At 60.5% G+C, this 16152-nt stretch carries 7 protein-coding genes; 3 read left to right on the top strand and 4 right to left on the bottom strand.

The genetic code is table 11. The annotated features are described in order from the left end of the window. Positions 1-24: 24 nt before the first annotated feature. The 3 genes from AB4O11_RS16015 to recQ form a co-directional block, all read right to left on the bottom strand. Entirely contained in the window at positions 25-1794 is a 1770-nt protein-coding gene (locus AB4O11_RS16015; protein ID WP_460127457.1) for a FimV/HubP family polar landmark protein, read from the bottom strand. Positions 1795-1921: 127 nt separating this feature from the next. Further along, the gene (locus tag AB4O11_RS16010; protein ID WP_016984207.1) at positions 1922-2356 is read right to left on the bottom strand and encodes a MarR family transcriptional regulator; all 435 of its coding nucleotides are present in this window, start codon (positions 2354-2356) and stop codon (positions 1922-1924) included. Between the two features lie 301 nt (positions 2357-2657). Then, positions 2658-4787: a DNA helicase RecQ gene (gene recQ / locus AB4O11_RS16005; protein WP_460127454.1), complete on the bottom strand. Its 2130-nt coding sequence runs from the start codon at positions 4785-4787 to the stop codon at positions 2658-2660. A gap of 297 nt (positions 4788-5084) precedes the next feature. On the opposite strand from recQ, the gene AB4O11_RS16000 reads away from it, so the two are divergent. The 3 genes from AB4O11_RS16000 to AB4O11_RS15990 all read left to right on the top strand — a co-directional run bounded on the left by AB4O11_RS16000 (position 5085) and on the right by AB4O11_RS15990 (position 6874). After that, a complete protein-coding gene (locus AB4O11_RS16000) occupies positions 5085-5672 on the top strand; it encodes a UPF0149 family protein (RefSeq protein ID WP_099758311.1) in 588 nt (195 codons plus the stop codon). Positions 5673-5682: 10 nt separating this feature from the next. Next, complete coding sequence (locus AB4O11_RS15995; RefSeq protein WP_460090156.1) at positions 5683-6078, top strand: YbaN family protein; 396 nt, start codon at positions 5683-5685, stop codon at positions 6076-6078. Between the two features lie 436 nt (positions 6079-6514). Beyond that, positions 6515-6874 carry a DUF6124 family protein gene (locus tag AB4O11_RS15990; protein WP_460127452.1) on the top strand — a complete coding sequence of 120 codons (360 nt, stop codon included), beginning with the start codon at positions 6515-6517 and terminating at the stop codon, positions 6872-6874. A 191-nt stretch (positions 6875-7065) separates the two neighbouring features. Here the strand turns inward: AB4O11_RS15990 and AB4O11_RS15985 are convergent, their stop codons facing one another. Further along, positions 7066-15666, bottom strand: a complete 8601-nt coding sequence (locus AB4O11_RS15985; protein WP_460127450.1) for a retention module-containing protein — start codon at positions 15664-15666, stop codon at positions 7066-7068. Positions 15667-16152 lie beyond the last annotated feature (486 nt).

Genomic DNA, 16152 nt, shown 5'->3' with positions numbered 1-16152 from the left:
GCGCCACCGCAAATCAATCGGGTATTAGCGAATCCCCGCCAACAACGTTCGCGCCGTTTGCTTCAACGGCTCATCACCTTCCTTGAGTAACTCGTTAAGCAGCGCAATCGCACTGTCGATGTCACCGTCATCAATGCAGGTCTGCGCTTGTTCGAGTTTTCCAGAGTTTTCATCGTGTAGCGGCTCAGCTGCGTGCAAGTCCAACGGTTGCAACACCAGAGACGGCTCGGCATCGGCAAACTCATTGAGAAAATCTTCATCCAGCGGCTCGGCGTGCGGCTCAGGGATCCACTCAAGTTCGGCGTCCTCGCCGGCCGCTTCCGGCAGTTCAAAATCCTGCGGCAGTATTTTCAGGCTGGAGCCCAGCGCCGAGGTGTCTGCCGCTGGCTCAGTAGTGGCCGTGCGGCTGTCTTCCAGATCCCAACTGGAATCCATCGACAGCTCGCCCAGATTCAACTCGAAATCATCTTCAGGCGCCGGTTGGGCCGTGACAGCAGGCGCCAGCGCAATGACGGGCACCGCCGCGGCCAACGGTGCGGCACCCGCCAGTTTCGGATGTCGAACACGAACGTCCTGTAACGTCTGGGCATCCACGCCTTGTTCACACAACTGACTTTCCTGCTGTTCATACGCGGCGCTGTCACCCTGGCGTCCCAGGACTTCGAGCAACTGCAAACCGATATCGGTGCGCTCCGGCTCCTTGTGCAAAGCGTCGCGCAATAACCCAGCAGCTTCGCCCAAGCGGCCGTAGGCCAGATAGATTGCTACTGCCTCCAGCACATCGCCCGCTGCCGGTTCTTCACGGTGTTGGGTTGAGGTGTGAGCCCTGACAGACTCTGCGTTTTCGACTTCATCTACCTCAGGTTCCTCGCCCTGCGGCAACTGTGGCAGCGGTCGATCAGCCTGTTGCGACTGTTGCCGTCGACGTTGCACAAACAGACCGGCCAAGGCCCCCAGCAACAGCAACAGGCCCCCGAACAATGGCCAGTTCAAACCGTCATCTGTGGACTCGACAGGTGCCACAACCGGGGCAGGTGCCGGAGCGACTTCGGTCGGTGGCGGGGCTTTCCTGAGTTCGGTCAATTGCGTTTGCAGCTCAGTAATCTGCTTCTTGCCAGCGGCAATCTGCACATCCTGCGTCTGCAGTTTGGCGTTCAGCTCATCGACGCTCTTTTGCAATTGCTGATTGAGCAAGACACTGGCAGCCAGTTGCTCGGCCAGTGCATCGTCGGCGGGCGGATTTGCAGGCGTTGGCGCGGGCACGGCATCGCGTTTGGCCTGAGGTGCCTGCGGCGCTGCGACAACAGGCTCGACGCTGGGAAAAGCGGAAGATTGTGCACGCGGATCCGGTTCATCGGTGGCCGGCACGATACCCGGCGAACCCGGAGGGTCGATCAACACCGTGTACTCACGCAGCAAACGGCCATTGGGCTGATTGAGCTGCACAAGGAAATTCAGAAAAGGTTCGTTGACTGGTTTGCTTGACGTGACCCGGATCATCTGGCGATTGCCATGCAGGATCGGGATGAACTTGAGGTCGTTGAGGAAGAACACCCGCTCGACCTTGGCCTCGGCGAATTCATCCGCCGTGGCCAGGCGCACCGTCAGATCGTTTGGCGTCAGCCCGCCAACATCGACCAACGCGATATCGGCCTTGAGCGGCTGATTGAGACCTGAATGAACGGTGATATCACCCAGCCCCACAGCCATCGACCAGGCCGAATAGCTGAATACGCCAGCGGCCAGCAGCCATTTGGCGCCACCGCGCAGTACCACGTGCCGACTTGCGAGCATGAGCATCCCTTAAATAAGCAAAACCGACTTCTATGCGTTCGCACATCCGGTACGAACACGATATTGCCCAGTAGTTCTTATAGTCGGCTCAGCGCGATCTCTCAAAGATACGGCACGTGGATGTGCCTCAAGATTTTTCCAGGTTGCCCAGAATGTGCCCGTGAACCCGCATGCACACCTTCAAATCCGCCTCGTCGACGCCTTCGAACAATTCGTGACGCAGTTGTGTGGCAATGGTTTCGATCTGTTCGATCAGTGGCAGGGCCGGTGCACAGAGGACGATTTTTTTCGCCCGGCGGTCTTCCATCACGGACTGGCGTTGCACCAGGCCCTGGCTTTCCAGACTGTCGAGCAAGCGAGCGAGGGTCGGACCTTCGACACCAACGCTCTGCGCCAGCTCACGTTGGGTCGGCGCTTCTTCAAAACGCGCCAGATGCAGCAGCACCAGCCAGCGCGCCTGGGACAGTCCCAGTCCGGCCAGTCGGCGGTCCAGTTCGGCACGCCAGCCACGGGACATCTGGGCCAGTTGCATGCCAAAGCGGTGTTGATCGGTTAACGGCATAAAACACTCACGGTTAGACTGAAAATAAAGAAAATCTAATTATTAGCCAGCTAAGCATGAGCTGCAGTTATAGGCAAGTGGCGGTCTGTACTGAATCGTTACATCTTGAGAGCCCCTCACCCTAGCCCTCTCCCAGAGGGAGAGGGGACTGATCGGGGGATATTTGGGAATTACGCCGACCTGACAGCTCAACGCTGAATCCATAATCGACCCGGTCATTCAGGTCGATGTATGGCGCAAGACACCTCAGTCGGCCCCCTCTCCCTCCGGGAGAGGGCTGGGGTGAGGGGCGACGGCCAAATTACATCTCGAATTCAGACTGCAACGCAGCCCGCACGCAATACAGCACGCCCTCCGGCACACGCCCGGCAAACAGCTCCGCCACTTCGGCGACCGACGGCAACTCACCCTCGCCATCGAGGAACGCGTCCTGCACCTCACCCATCAACTCCTCAGGCAAATCCAGCGCCTGTTCCAGCGACAACTGCTGTTTGCCGATCGCCTCGGCGAGCATGGTGTAGACGTTCTTTTCCGAGCACTGCAACTGCCCGGCGATCTGCAGCGGCGTCATGCCGGCGCGGGCCAGGGTGATCAGTTCGTGGCGCACGTCGGCCACCGCTTTCGGCGCCTCGGCCTCGCCACCGAGCACTTCGAGGAAGGCATCGCCGTAGCGCTCCAGCTTGCGTGCGCCGACACCGCTGACCCGGGCCATTTCCGCCAGCGAGGTCGGCTGGCTGCGGAGCATTTCCAACAACGTGGAATCGGGGAAGATGACGTACGGCGGCACGCCATGCTCTTCGGCCAACTTGCGCCGCAGGGCGCGCAAGGCTTCCCACTGTTCGCGCTCTTCGCCGCGCACCAGTTGGCTGGCTGGGCTCTTGCTGGCGGTTTTGGCCGTAACCTGCGGTTTGAGATCGCGGCGCAGCTCCAGCGTGACCTCGCCCTTGAGCAATGGCCGGCAACTGTCATTAAGACGCAGACCGCCATAACCTTCGTGATCGACATCCGCCAGACCGCGCGCCACCAATTGACGGAACAGCGAGCGCCACTCGCTCTCGCTCAACGCCTTGCCGACGCCCCACACCGATAGATGCTGATGGCCGAAACTGCGGACTTTTTCGTTGTCCTTGCCCAGCAGCACGTCGACCAGATGGCCGACGCCATAACGCTGACCGGTACGGAAAATCGCCGACAATGCCTGACGTGCAGGTTCGGTAGCGTCCCAGGTCTGCACCCCGTCGACACAGTTGTCGCAGTGACCGCATGGCTCAGGCATATCTTCATCGAAGTACGCCAGCAGGGTCTGACGACGGCAACGGGTTTCTTCACACAGCGACAGCATGGCATCAAGCTTGTGCTGTTCCAGACGCTTGTGCCGCTCGTCGCCTTCGGAGTTCTGCAGCATCTGCTTGAGCATCACCACATCTTGCAGACCGTAGGCCATCCACGCATCCGCCGGCAGACCGTCACGGCCGCCGCGCCCGGTTTCCTGGTAATACGCCTCAAGGGATTTCGGCAGATCGAGATGGGCGACGAAACGCACGTTGGGCTTGTCGATGCCCATGCCGAACGCCACGGTGGCGACCATGATCAAGCCTTCCTCGTTGAGGAAGCGCTTCTGATTGAAGGCGCGCAGATCATTGGGCAGACCAGCGTGATACGGCAACGCCGGGAAGCCCTGCTCGCTGAGGAATGCCGCGACTTCCTCGACTTTCTTGCGCGACAGGCAATAGACGATGCCGGCGTCACTGCGCCGCTCGGCGAGGAACGCCAGCAACTGCTTGCGCGGCTGCTCCTTGGGCACGATGCGGTAAAAGATGTTCGGGCGGTCGAAGCTCGACAGGAAGCGCTCGGCATTCTGCAGATGCAGGCGGGTGACGATTTCTTCGCGGGTGCGCTTGTCGGCGGTGGCGGTCAGGGCGATACGCGGTACATCGGGGAACATCTCGGCCAACTGGCCCAGTTGCAGGTATTCCGGACGGAAATCGTGGCCCCACTGCGACACGCAATGCGCTTCGTCAATGGCGAACAACGCAATGTTCAAGCCTTGCAGGAACGACAGCATGCGCGGCTGTACCAGACGCTCGGGCGCCAGATACAACATCTTCACTTCGCCGCGCTTGATCCGCGCTGCGAGGTCACGCTGCTGTTCAGCGCTCAGGGTGGAGTTCAGCGCGGCGGCGGCCACACCGAGCTCTTCGAGGGTGGCGACCTGATCGTCCATCAGCGCAATCAGCGGCGACACTACCACCGCCAGGCCATCGCGCAACAACGCCGGCACCTGAAAGCACAGGGACTTGCCGCCACCGGTAGGCATCAGCACCAGCGCATCACCGCCACTGGCCACGCGCTCAATGATTGCACCCTGACGGCCACGGAAACTGTCGTAGCCGAAGATGTCCTTGAGGACGCGTTGAGCCTGTTCGAGCATAAAAACTCCAAAAATCTACCGATACATCCCTGCGCAGGCTGGTTCAGAACAGCCGGAGCTGCTTAAACAAAACGTAAGAGCGCATTGCACGACAACCGCAATGCGGGCAGGGATCGCAAAACGCGGCAGTATACCCGAGCCCTCCCCTGCACAGGGTGCCGCTGATAAGACACTGATAAACCTGCCACAGGTTTGGCATGTGGCCCGGCAATTGCGGCAAATCTGCCATGCGGCTGGCTTGAGCGCGCAAGAAGGCCTAGAATTCCCGCATTGTTTATTCCCCAAGGTAGCCCCGTAATGTCCTTCGCTGAGCAACTGACCCGCCTGCAAGTTTTCCTCGACGCCGACGAGCTGCATGACGAGGCGCTGGATTACGTGGCCGCTCACGGCTACCTGACCGCGCTGTCGATCTGCGCTGAAGACGTACCGGAGCGTGAGTGGATCGACGCCTTGTTCGCCGAAGAGCCGCATTACAGCAGCGACGCCCAGCGCGAAGAGATCGAAGCCACCCTGATCGGCCTCAAGGCCCACATCGCCCGTCAACTGGCCTCGGATGAAGAGTTCGAGCTGCCATGCGATCTGGATCTGGGCGACGAGCCGGACGATTCCGAACTGCGCGGCTGGTGCATCGGTTTCATGGAAGGCGTGTTCCTGCGTGAAGCCGCCTGGTTCGAAACCGCCGAAGAAGAAGTCAGCGAAATGCTCCTGCCGATCATGGTCGGTTCGGGCCTGTTCGACGAACAGCCGGAATTCGAAGACATCGCCAAGGACGCCAACCTGATGGACGACATGATCGTGCAGATCCCGGAAGCCCTGACCGCGCTGTACCTGCTGTGCCAGGCGCCCGACGAAAAACCGGCGATCCTCAAGCCACGTCACCACTAAGATCCAGCCTATGGACAACCCCATAGGCAACCGCCCCCTGATGTTGCGCTATTTCCTGCTGGCCATCGGCTGGCTCAGCGTAGCATTGGGGGTGATCGGGATTTTCCTGCCCGTCCTGCCCACTACCCCTTTCCTTCTGCTCGCCGCGGCCTGCTTCGCGCGTAGCTCTCCGCGTTTCTATCAATGGCTGATCGAGCATCCCCGGCTGGGGCCATGGATCCGCGATTACCTCGATGGCAACGGCATACCACTCAAGGGCAAGGTCTACGCGATCGGGCTGATGTGGGCGAGCATTCTGTTTTCCTGCTACCTGGTGCCGTTGCCGTGGGCGCGGGGGTTCATGTTGACGAGCGCGGTGTTGGTGACGGTTTATATTTTGCGGCAGAAGACCCTGCGCAAATCCTGAAACGCTAAAAGATCGCAGCCTGCGGCAGCTCCTACATGAAGATCTTCTGTAGAAGCTGCCGCAGGCTGCGATCTTTTGGCTTTAAACACCCACGTTTAAACCAGACCTGCAAACACTCTCCGAAGCTACACGGCCTTGCGTAATTACCTACAGCTACGCCAGAATCCGCCGGCTTGTGCGCCTTGGGGGCGGGTTCTATTGTGGTGCGGTCGCTGAAGAGTCAGCGATCGGGTTTAGCGACCCAAATCTGTAATAGGTGCATCAGCGCTCCATGCTTTGTGGCAGATTCAATATCTGCAACTACGCTATGGTGGCTGTATGCGGGAGACCCTCGGGTCTGCCGGGTGCCTATAACCGGTTCGCTAACCTGCGTACAGCCGCCACCTTCCTGTTTAGCGACAGTTCTGGGCGGCTCCACTCTTATAGGAGCTTCACCATGATCAAACCAACACCCAATCCGCCCGAAACCGATCTCGCCTCCCCCTACGAATCCCTCGATTCAAAAAAGCTCAACGACGCCGCCGAACGCGCGCTCGATCACTACCTCTGCCCGCCCGGCTCCACGCCACCGCCACGCAAAACCCGTCGAATGTACGCCGTTACCGCTGACTTCAAAAATGAGGAACTGCTGGCCGATGCCAGCGAAACACTCGCCTCAGCCAGAACCAACGCTCATGACTTCGCCCACCTCATACCCGCGTCGCAGCGCAGGACGCTGTTGGGGATCGCGCAACTGATCATGCTCGGGGAGCTGGCGGTGAATCGGGTGATGGATAATCTGGAGTTGCCGCAGTAGGTCAGACAACCGATCGTTCCCACGCTCTGCGTGGGAATGCCTCTTCGGACGCTCTGCGTTCGGCTCTGGAGGGGACGCGGAGCGTCCCGGGCTGCATTCCCACGCAGAGCGTGGGAACGATCACGTGAGGCAGAAAAAACCCGCCGTCCCGGTTGAACGGGGCGGCGGGTTTTGTCGTTTCAGCCCTCAGTTCAAACCGTATCCACCTTCAACGAATGATCATTCAGCATCCCGCTGATGATCGTCGCCGTGTCATGCCCGCCGGCAACCACGCCGCCCGCCCCTGGCGTCACACCGTAATGGCTGGCGAGGTTGACGCCGGCCAGATCAATCGTCTGGTTCGGCGTGGCGCCGGCCATGGCGCTGACGTCGATGCTGGTGAGCAGCGAGGCGCCGCTGCCAGTGACGGTGAAGTGCAGGTAGTCATCCAGTGAGGCGGTAGTGCCGTTTTCGCCTTGCAGCAGTTGCGACAGGTCGAGCTTGTCGGTGCCGGGGGTGAAGTCGGTGATCAGGTCATGGCCGCTGTTGCCCTTGAGCCACTGGAAGGTGTCGGCCCCTGCGCCACCGGTCATGGTGTTATTGCCCATGCCGCCGATCAGCAGGTCATCACCGCCACCACCGTTGAGGATGTCGTTACCCAGGCCACCGTTGATCACGTTGTTATTGTTGTCGCCGGTCAGGGTGTCATTGAAGTTCGAGCCGACGAGGTTTTCGATGCCGGTCAGGGTGTCCGTCCCCGCGCCGACGGTGTTTTGCGCACCGAGCAGACCGAGGTTGACCGTCACCCCGGCGGTGGCGTGGGCGTAGCTGGCGGTGTCGATGCCGGTACCGCCGTCGAGCAGATCATTGCCCGGGCCGCTGTAGAGCAAGTCGTTGCCGGCGCCGCCGTGCAGTTCGTTGTTGCCGGAACCGGCGGTGAGCACATCGTTGCCGTCGCCCGCGTTGAGGATGTTGTCGCCGGTGCCGGCTACCAGCACGTCATCCCCCGAGGTGCCGGTGAGGGTGTGGCCGTCCTGATAGCTGATGGTCACGTTGGCCGTGTCGCTGCCGCCGTGGTTGTCGTTGGCGGTGTAGCTGCCGTGGAAGTCCGGGGTGACATCGTGGGCCCCGGCGTAATTGACTGTCATGGTCAGTTGGTAGTTTTCCGCCGCATTCGGGTTACCGCCACTGGTATTGCTGATGTTGGTGACGTGGATCTGGTAAGTGCCATCGGCGCTGGCGGTGATGGTGCCGCCATCGGCAATCGCGACAAACGCGCCACCGTTGAGCGAATACTCCAGAGTGACGTGCCCGGCCGCCAGGTTGTGATCCAGGTTCAGCGTTTCGCCCTGTTTCAGTTTGACCGTGATCAGGTCTTCATCGTTGGCATTGGCGTTGGTCACCGCACCGAGGTAGCCGCTGATCACCAGCACCGCGGTCATCGCTGCGGTGTTGGCGGCGAAGGCATTGCGCACATCGGCCAGGGTCTGGTTGGCAGCAGTGTTGCTGTTGCCGTTGAACGTGATCGCACCGGTGCCGGTGAAGTCCGCGCCCTTCGCTATCCAACCAGTATTGAAGGTGGTCGGTGTGGCGTTGAGCGTATCGCCATTCGGATCGGTGTCGTTGGCCAGCAGCAACTCGCCCGGCACCACGATGTTGCTCGACAACACGTTGGTGATGACGTGATCGTCCACCGCCACGGGTGGCGCGTTGGGGATCACTTTCACGGTCAGCGTCGAGCTGGCGAGGTCGCCGTCGTTGTCGCTGAGGGTGAAGCCGATGTTCTCGGTAATCACCACCGCCGTGGTTTTCTGCGAGGTGTAACTGTAGTCGCCGGTGTCGAGGTTGATCACCAGGGTGCCGCTGTTGTTGGTGGCGATGCTCAACGTGTTGTTTACGGTATTGAAGGTGCCATGGTTGACGCCACCGGTGGCGGTCAACGAGCCTTGGCCGCTGAGAGCCTTCGGATCGTAGGTGTAAGTGGTGCCGTCAACGACGATGGATTTGATGAAGCCGCCATCGGCGCCGAAGGTACCGCCCTCGCCCAGCAACGAACCGGTGACCGGCGCGCCTTCTACGGTGCCGGACAGCACCGAGTTGAGCTGATTGAGATCGGTAACCACCACCGCGTTGGTGTTGGTGTGGGTGATGCCGTCGTACGCCAGCGGATCAAGGTTGGCGTTACTCACGCCGCTGCCCAGGCCAATCGCGTAGTTCTTGATGTTGTTGGCATCGAGGAAGTTTTTCAGCGCGGCTTCATCAGCGGCGTTGATGTCGCCCTCGTTGGGTTTGCCGTCCGAGAAGAAGTAACCGACGTTCTGTGCCCCGGTGAGTTTGCCCGAGGTGTTGAACGCGGTTTGCATGACCGCCACCGCGGCGTCGTAGTTGGTGCCGCCACCCGCCGACAGACCGGCGAGAATCGTCTTCGCGGTCGCCACATCGACCCATACCGACGTTCTGTCAGTGGCGTTGCTGCTGAAGGTGACGAGCTGGACTTTGACATCGCCGAGGTCATCGTACTTGTCGAGCAAGGCACTGATCGCCTGCTTGGCCAGGTCCAGCCGCGACAGGCCCGGCACACCGGAGGCGTCAGCCATACTGCCGGAGATATCGAGCACGATGAGCAGGTTGGAATCGATCTCCACCGCCGCTACCGAACGATCCGAGGCCACCGCTTTTGGTACGTCATCGACGATGTTCACCACAAGGGTGCTGGTGGTGCTGTTGCCCAGTGCATCGGTGGCTTTGTAGGTGAAACTTTCGCTCAGGGTGTTCGCCCCGTCGTTGGCGCTCGGCGAGGTTTTCGGCGCCGAGGTCAGCGTGTAGGTGTAGGTGCCGTCGGCGTTGAGCTGGATCTGCCCGTAGCTGCCGGTGGCGCTGCCGACCAAGGTGTAGGTAATCGCGCCCGTACCGCCGGTAACTGCGCCGACCAGCGTGCCGGTCGCGGTTTCACCGGTGTTGGTCGGATCGCTGCCGGTGACCGTACCGGCGGCCAGATCCTGGCCGTCCTTGGTCAGGTCGAGGGCTTTTTCATAGACCGTTACGTCCTGATCGACCGAGGCCACCAGCTTGCTGTCGGCAACGTTGACGGTGATGGTTGTGGTGCTTTCATCGCCGTCGCTGTCGCGAATGGTGTAGGTGAAAGTGTCGGTGGCGCCCGGTGGGCTCACCGAATTCGGGTTGCTGTGATAGACGGCGTTGCCCGCCGCATCGAGGGTCAGGTAACCGAAGTTGCCGTTGATGTTGCTGTTGAGGCCGCCGATGGCCGAAGTGCCGGTGTTGCTGCCGGCGCGCACGCCGACCACCGAGGCTGCGCCATCGGCGCCGCTGATGTCATTGCCCAACACGCTGATGTTGACCGTACCACCCTCCGCCACCGAGCCGGTGTCGGGTTTGGCGGTCGGCAGGTCATCGATGATGTTGACGTTAATCTGGCCGCTGGCGGTGCTGCCATCGGTGTCGGTGGCCACCACGTTGAAGTTTTCGGTGAGACTGTTGGCACCGTTGCCGGTCGGATGGGCTTCGTTGTCGACCAGGGTGTAGCTGTAACTGACCACGCCAGTGGCTGGGTTGTAACCGGTGACGGTGAAGGTGCTGCCCAGCGGCGAGACGACGGATTGCGGGAAGCCTGCGGCGACACCGTTGGTGACCACGGCAATGCCGCCGACGGTGAGGGTTTGCAGACCATCAAGCGCCGTGACGGTGAAGGTGCCGCTCTGGGTCAGTGCCGGAGTGTCGGGGCTGGTGCCGTCGCTGAGGTTTTTCTCGAAGACGGTGAGCTCGCCGCCGTTGACGTCGAGGCCGTTGAGCACCACCGGATCGTCGTTGTTGTGGATGTTCAGCACCAGGTTGGCGGTGCTGGTGTCGCCGTCGGCATCAGTCAGCGTGTAGGTGAACGTCTCGGTGCCGTTGCCACCGCCGTGCAGGTTTTTGAAGTCGGCATCGTTGGGGTTCAGCGTGTAGGTGTACGTGCCGTTGGCGTTGAGCACCAGCGTGCCGTAAGTGCCGGTGAACGTGCCGGCGGTGATCGGCCCGGCATTCGGTCCGGTCGCGACCACATCGGCGCCTTGCACATCGTTGGTCAGGACATTGCCGGTCAGGGTCAGTTGCGTTTCCGAGGCGCTGTTGGCGTTGCTATCGTTCATCGCCTTGGGCACGTCATCGACGATGCTGACAACGATGGTGCTGGTGACAACGTTGCCCAGCGAATCAGTGGCCTGATAGGTAAAGGTTTCGCTCAGGGTGTTGGCGCCGTCGTCGGCATGCGGCGTGGTGCTCGCCGGTGAGGTCAGGGTGTAGGTGTAAGTCCCGTTGGGGTTGAGGACGATCTGCCCGTAGTTGCCGGTGGCACTGCCAACCAGCGCGTAGCTGATCGCGCCGACGGCGCCGGTGACCGCGCCGACCAGGGTGCCGGACGCAGTTTCGCCGGTGCTGGTCGGGTCGCTGCCGGTGACCGTACCGGGCGCCAGATCTGCGCCGTCCTTGGTCAGGTCCAGCGCTTTCTCGTAAACGGTGACGTCGGTGTCGCTGGTCGCGTACAGCTTGCTGTTGGCGACATCGATGGTGATGGTGGTGGTGCTTTCATCACCGTCGGAATCGCGTACGGTATAGGTGAACACATCCACCGCGCCCGGGCCGTTCACCGCGTTGGGGTTGCTGTGATAGACCGCGTTGCCATTGGCATCCAGGGTCAGGTAGCCGTAGGTGCCGTTGATGTTGCTGTTGAGGCCGCCGATGGCCGAAGTCGAGGTGTCGGCGCCGGCCCGCACGCCGACCACTGCACCGGTCACCGCCGGGCCGTCGGCGCCGCCAATGTCATTGTCCAACACATTACCGCTGACCGTGCCGCCCTCCGCCACCGAAGCAGAATCAGGATGAGCGCTCGGCAGATCATCGACGATGTTTACGTTGATCTGGCCGCTGGCCGTGCTGCCATCGGTGTCGGTGGCGACGACGTTGAAGTTCTCGGTGATGCTGTTGGCGCCATTGGCGTTCGGATGGGTTTCGTTGTCGACCAACGTGTAGCTGTAACTGACCACGCCGGTCGCCGGGTTGTAACCGGTGATGGTCAACGTGCTGCCGAGCGGCGTGACGATCGATTGCGGGAAGCCTGCGGCCACGCCGCCGGTGACCACGTTGATGCCGCCCACGGTCAGGGTTTGCAGACCGTCGAGGGCGGTGACGGTGAAGGTGCCGCTCTGGGTCAACGCGGGAGTGTCGGGGCTGGTGCCGTCACTGAGGTTTTTCTCGTAGACGGTAAGTTCGCCGCCGTTGACGTCGAGGCCGTTGAGGTAGACCTGATCGTCGTTGTTGTGGATGTTCAGCACCAGATTGGCAGTGCTGGTATCACCGTCCGAATCAGTGATGGTGTAGGCGAACGTCTCGGTACCGTTGCCACCGCCGTGCAGGTTTTTGAAGTCGGCGTCGTTGGTGTTGAGGGTATAGGTGTAAGTGCCGTTGGCATTAAGTACCAAGGTGCCGTAAGTCCCGGTGAACGTGCCCGGGGTTACCGGCCCGGTCGGTACACGATCGGCGCCTTGCACGTCGTTGGTCAGAACGTTGCCGGTCAGGGTCAGCAAGGTTTCCGATGCAGTTCCGGTGTTGCTGTCATCCACGGCTTTTGGCAAGTCGTCGACGATGTTCACGTCGAGGGTGGCATTGGCGGTGGTGCCGTTGTCATCGACCACGGTAACGGCGAACTGCTCAGGCAGATTGTTCGCACCGTTGGCGGTTGGGTGGGCTTCGTTGTCGACCAGGGTGTAGCTGTAGCTGACCACGCCGGTGATGGCGTTGAAACCGGTGATGGTCAACGTGCTGCCGAGTGGCGTGGTGATCGATTGCGGGAAACCGGCGGCCACCCCATTGGTGACGACGGCGATGCCACCGACAGTCAGCGTCGTGACGCCATCGAGTGCGGTGATGGTGAACGTGCCGCTTTGGGTCAACGCGGTGGAATCCGGTGCGCTGCCGTCGCTGAGGTTTTTCTCGTAAACAGTGAGTTCGCCGCCATTGACGTCGAGGCCGCTGATGACTACTGGATCGTCGTTGTTGTGGATCTGCAGCACCAGATTCGCCGTGCTGGTATCACCGTCGGAATCGGTGATGGTGTAGGCGAAGGTTTCCGTGCCATTACCGCCACCGTGCAGATTTTTGAAGTCGGCATCGTTGGTGTTCAAAGTATAGGTGTACGTGCCGTTGGCATTCAGCACCAAGGTGCCGTAAGTCCCGGTGAACGTGCCCGGAGTTACCGGCCCAGTCGGTACGCGGTCGGCTCCTTGCACATCGTTGGTCAGGACATTGCCGGACAGGGTCAGCAAGGTTTCCGAGGCGGTGCCGGAGTTACTGTCATCCACCGCTTTTGGCAGGTCATCGACGATGTTCACGTCGAGGGTGGCATTGGCGGTGGTGCCGTTGTCATCGACCACGGTGACGGCGAACTGCTCAGGCAGATTGTTCGCACCGTTGGCGGTTGGGTGGGCTTCGTTGTCGACCAGGGTGTAGCTGTAGCTGACCACGCCAGTGGCAGCGTTGAAACCGGTGATGGTCAACGTGCTGCCCAGCGGCGTAGTGACCGATTGCGGGAAACCGGCGGCCACACCGTTGGTAACGACAGCAATGCCGCCGACAGTCAGCGTCGTGACGCCATCAAGTGCGGTGATGGTGAACGTGCCGCTTTGGGTCAACGCGGTGGAATCCGGTGCGCTCCCGTCAGTGAGATTTTTCTCGTAGACCGTCAGTTCTCCGCCTTCGACGTTCAGGCCATTGATGACCACTGGATCGTCATTGTTATGGATCTGCAAAACCAGATTCGCCGTGCTGGTATCACCATCCGAATCGGTGATGGTATAGGCGAAGGTTTCCGTGCCATTACCGCCACCGTGCAGGTTTTTGAAGTCGGCATCGTTGGTGTTGAGCGTGTAGGTGTAAGTACCGTTGGCGTTGAGTACCAAGGTGCCGTAAGTCCCGGTGAAAGTGCCTGGGGTTACCGGCCCGGTGGGTACGCGGTCGGCGCCTTGCACATCGTTAGTCAGGACATTGCCAGTCAGAGTCAGCAAGGTTTCCGACGCGGTGCCGGAGTTGCTGTCATCCACCGCTTTTGGCAGGTCATCGACGATGTTCACGTCGAGGGTGGCATTGGCGGTGGTGCCGTTGTCATCGACTACGGTAACGGCGAACTGCTCAGGCAGATTGTTCGCACCGTTGGCGGTTGGGTGCGCTTCGTTGTCGACCAGGGTGTAGCTGTAGCTGACCACGCCGGTGGCAGCGTTGAAACCGGTGATGGTCAACGTGCTGCCCAGCGGCGTAGTGACCGATTGCGGGAAACCGGCGGCCACACCGTTGGTAACGACAGCAATGCCACCCACAGTCAGCGTCGTGACGCCATCGAGTGCGGTGATGGTGAACGTGCCGCTTTGGGTCAACGCGGTGGAATCCGGTGCGCTGCCGTCAGTGAGGTTTTTCTCGTAGACCGTCAGCTCGCCGCCTTCGACGTTCAGGCCATTGATGACCACTGGATCGTCGTTGTTGTGGATCTGCAGCACCAGATTCGCCGTGCTGGTATCCCCGTCGGAATCGGTGATGGTGTAGGCGAAGGTTTCCGTGCCATTACCGCCACCGTGCAGATTTTTGAAGTCAGCGTCATTGGTGTTCAGCGTGTAGGTGTAGGTGCCGTTGGCGTTGAGTACCAAGGTGCCGTAAGTGCCGGTGAACGTGCCTGGCGTAACGGGACCGGTGGGCACACGGTCGGCACCTTGCACGTCATTGGTCAGCACATTGCCGGTCAGCGTCAGTTGAGTCTCTGAAGCCGTACCATTGCTGTCATCGAAGGCTTTCGGCACGTCGTCGGTGATGTTGACGTCGAGCGTGCCGGTCGCGGTGTCGCCATTACTGTCACCAGCAATCACCGTGAACTGTTCGCTGAGGTTGTTCGCGCCGTCGCCGGCCGCGTGGCTTTCATTGCCGTTGAGGGTGTAGCTGTAGCTGACCACGCCAGTCGCCGGGTTGTAACCGGTGATGGTCAGGGTGTTGCCCAGTTGCGTGGTGATCGATTGCGGGAACCCGACCACTACGCCGCCGTTGATCAGGTTGATGCCGCCAATGCTCAGGCTGGTCAGACCGTCCGGCGCCGACACAGTGAAGCTGCCGCTTTGCGTGAGGGCGCCAGGATTGGCCGCCGAGCCGTCAGGCAGATTGGCTTCATTGAGATTGAGTTCGCCACCAGCCACATCCAGGCCGGTAAGGGTTACCGGATTGTTGACCGGTGGCGGCACCACGACTGCCGGGGTGTTGTCGCCGTTGTCGATCACCGCGTTGTGGCGTTCTTCAGGGAATTCGGGAATACCGCCGAACCCGGCGGTAGGGAAACCGATGATCGGGTCGACCCGGCCGCCGACTTCGGTCAGCAAGACAAAACTGTGGCCGCCGCCCAATTCACCCGGTGCCCCGCCCGGGGCATTCGGGCCGGCGGCAGTGGCTTCGGCGTTTTTGCTCGGGTCATCACCGGCGGCGATGGCTTTCTGGATTTGCTCAACGTCAGTCAGTTGCGCTTCGCTCGGGGTCACCGCCTCTGGCGCATTCACGTGCGCCGCTTGATCGGCCAGCAATTGGCCAGTCATGGTCAGGCTGCTGTCACGGCCCAGGGTCAGTTCCTGGCCGTTTTGCAGATGAACGGCGACGGCGCCTTCTGCGCCGGTGATCAGTTGATCGCCGGCAAACAGGCGATCCCCCTTAACCAGTGCGCGTTTAGTGCCGTCGGCTGACTGGGCGAAAACCTGGCCAATGACTTTGGTGACTATCCCGATGAGCGTTGCCATGTGAAATCCTCCGCTGCCGACCACCGTCGGCACTGGTAAGCGAAGCAGCCCATGGCTCAATCGGGTTGTTGGAGGCGACGCTCGCACCTTCAACAGTTCGTTTCGCAGGTGGCTTATTCCGGAAACATCAGTGCTATCAAGCACTTCCGCATCCTGATCAAAGCCATACGCCTACTAACGCTACGTAACGGTGGTGAATCACCCGAGTGACAAAAATCTGTCGCCCATCAGCCGCTACGCGTCCCTCCCCTTCAGCAGTACTTCGCCGTATGTCGCAAAGTGAATGGAACTTTCCTCAAGCCTTTTTGCGCTCCCTAAAGCGCATAAAACAAAGGCTTTCATGCTGAACAATGTGCCGGTTTTTACAAAGCGCATAAGTTTTTTTCGGCATAAGCCTTATGAAAATTTTTTCTTAGCTACGCTTCAGGATGTTCTTAGCTCTGTTGTTACAAGAGTGAAACGCCTACACCTAAAAATATCGTCAAA

The sequence above is a fragment of the Pseudomonas sp. H1_D05 genome, from assembly GCF_054682705.1.
This window is presented reverse-complemented; position numbering and strand designations above follow the sequence as displayed.

Excerpts from the sequence above, each read along its gene's own strand:
- AB4O11_RS16015 (WP_460127457.1), bottom strand. The coding sequence starts at position 1,794 with ATGCTCGCAAGTCGGCACGTGGTACTGCGCGGTGGCGCCAAATGGCTG.
- AB4O11_RS16010 (WP_016984207.1), bottom strand. The coding sequence starts at position 2,356 with ATGCCGTTAACCGATCAACACCGCTTTGGCATGCAACTGGCCCAGATG.
- recQ (WP_460127454.1), bottom strand. The coding sequence starts at position 4,787 with ATGCTCGAACAGGCTCAACGCGTCCTCAAGGACATCTTCGGCTACGAC.
- AB4O11_RS16000 (WP_099758311.1), top strand. The coding sequence starts at position 5,085 with ATGTCCTTCGCTGAGCAACTGACCCGCCTGCAAGTTTTCCTCGACGCC.
- AB4O11_RS15995 (WP_460090156.1), top strand. The coding sequence starts at position 5,683 with ATGGACAACCCCATAGGCAACCGCCCCCTGATGTTGCGCTATTTCCTG.
- AB4O11_RS15990 (WP_460127452.1), top strand. The coding sequence starts at position 6,515 with ATGATCAAACCAACACCCAATCCGCCCGAAACCGATCTCGCCTCCCCC.
- AB4O11_RS15985 (WP_460127450.1), bottom strand. The coding sequence starts at position 15,666 with ATGGCAACGCTCATCGGGATAGTCACCAAAGTCATTGGCCAGGTTTTC.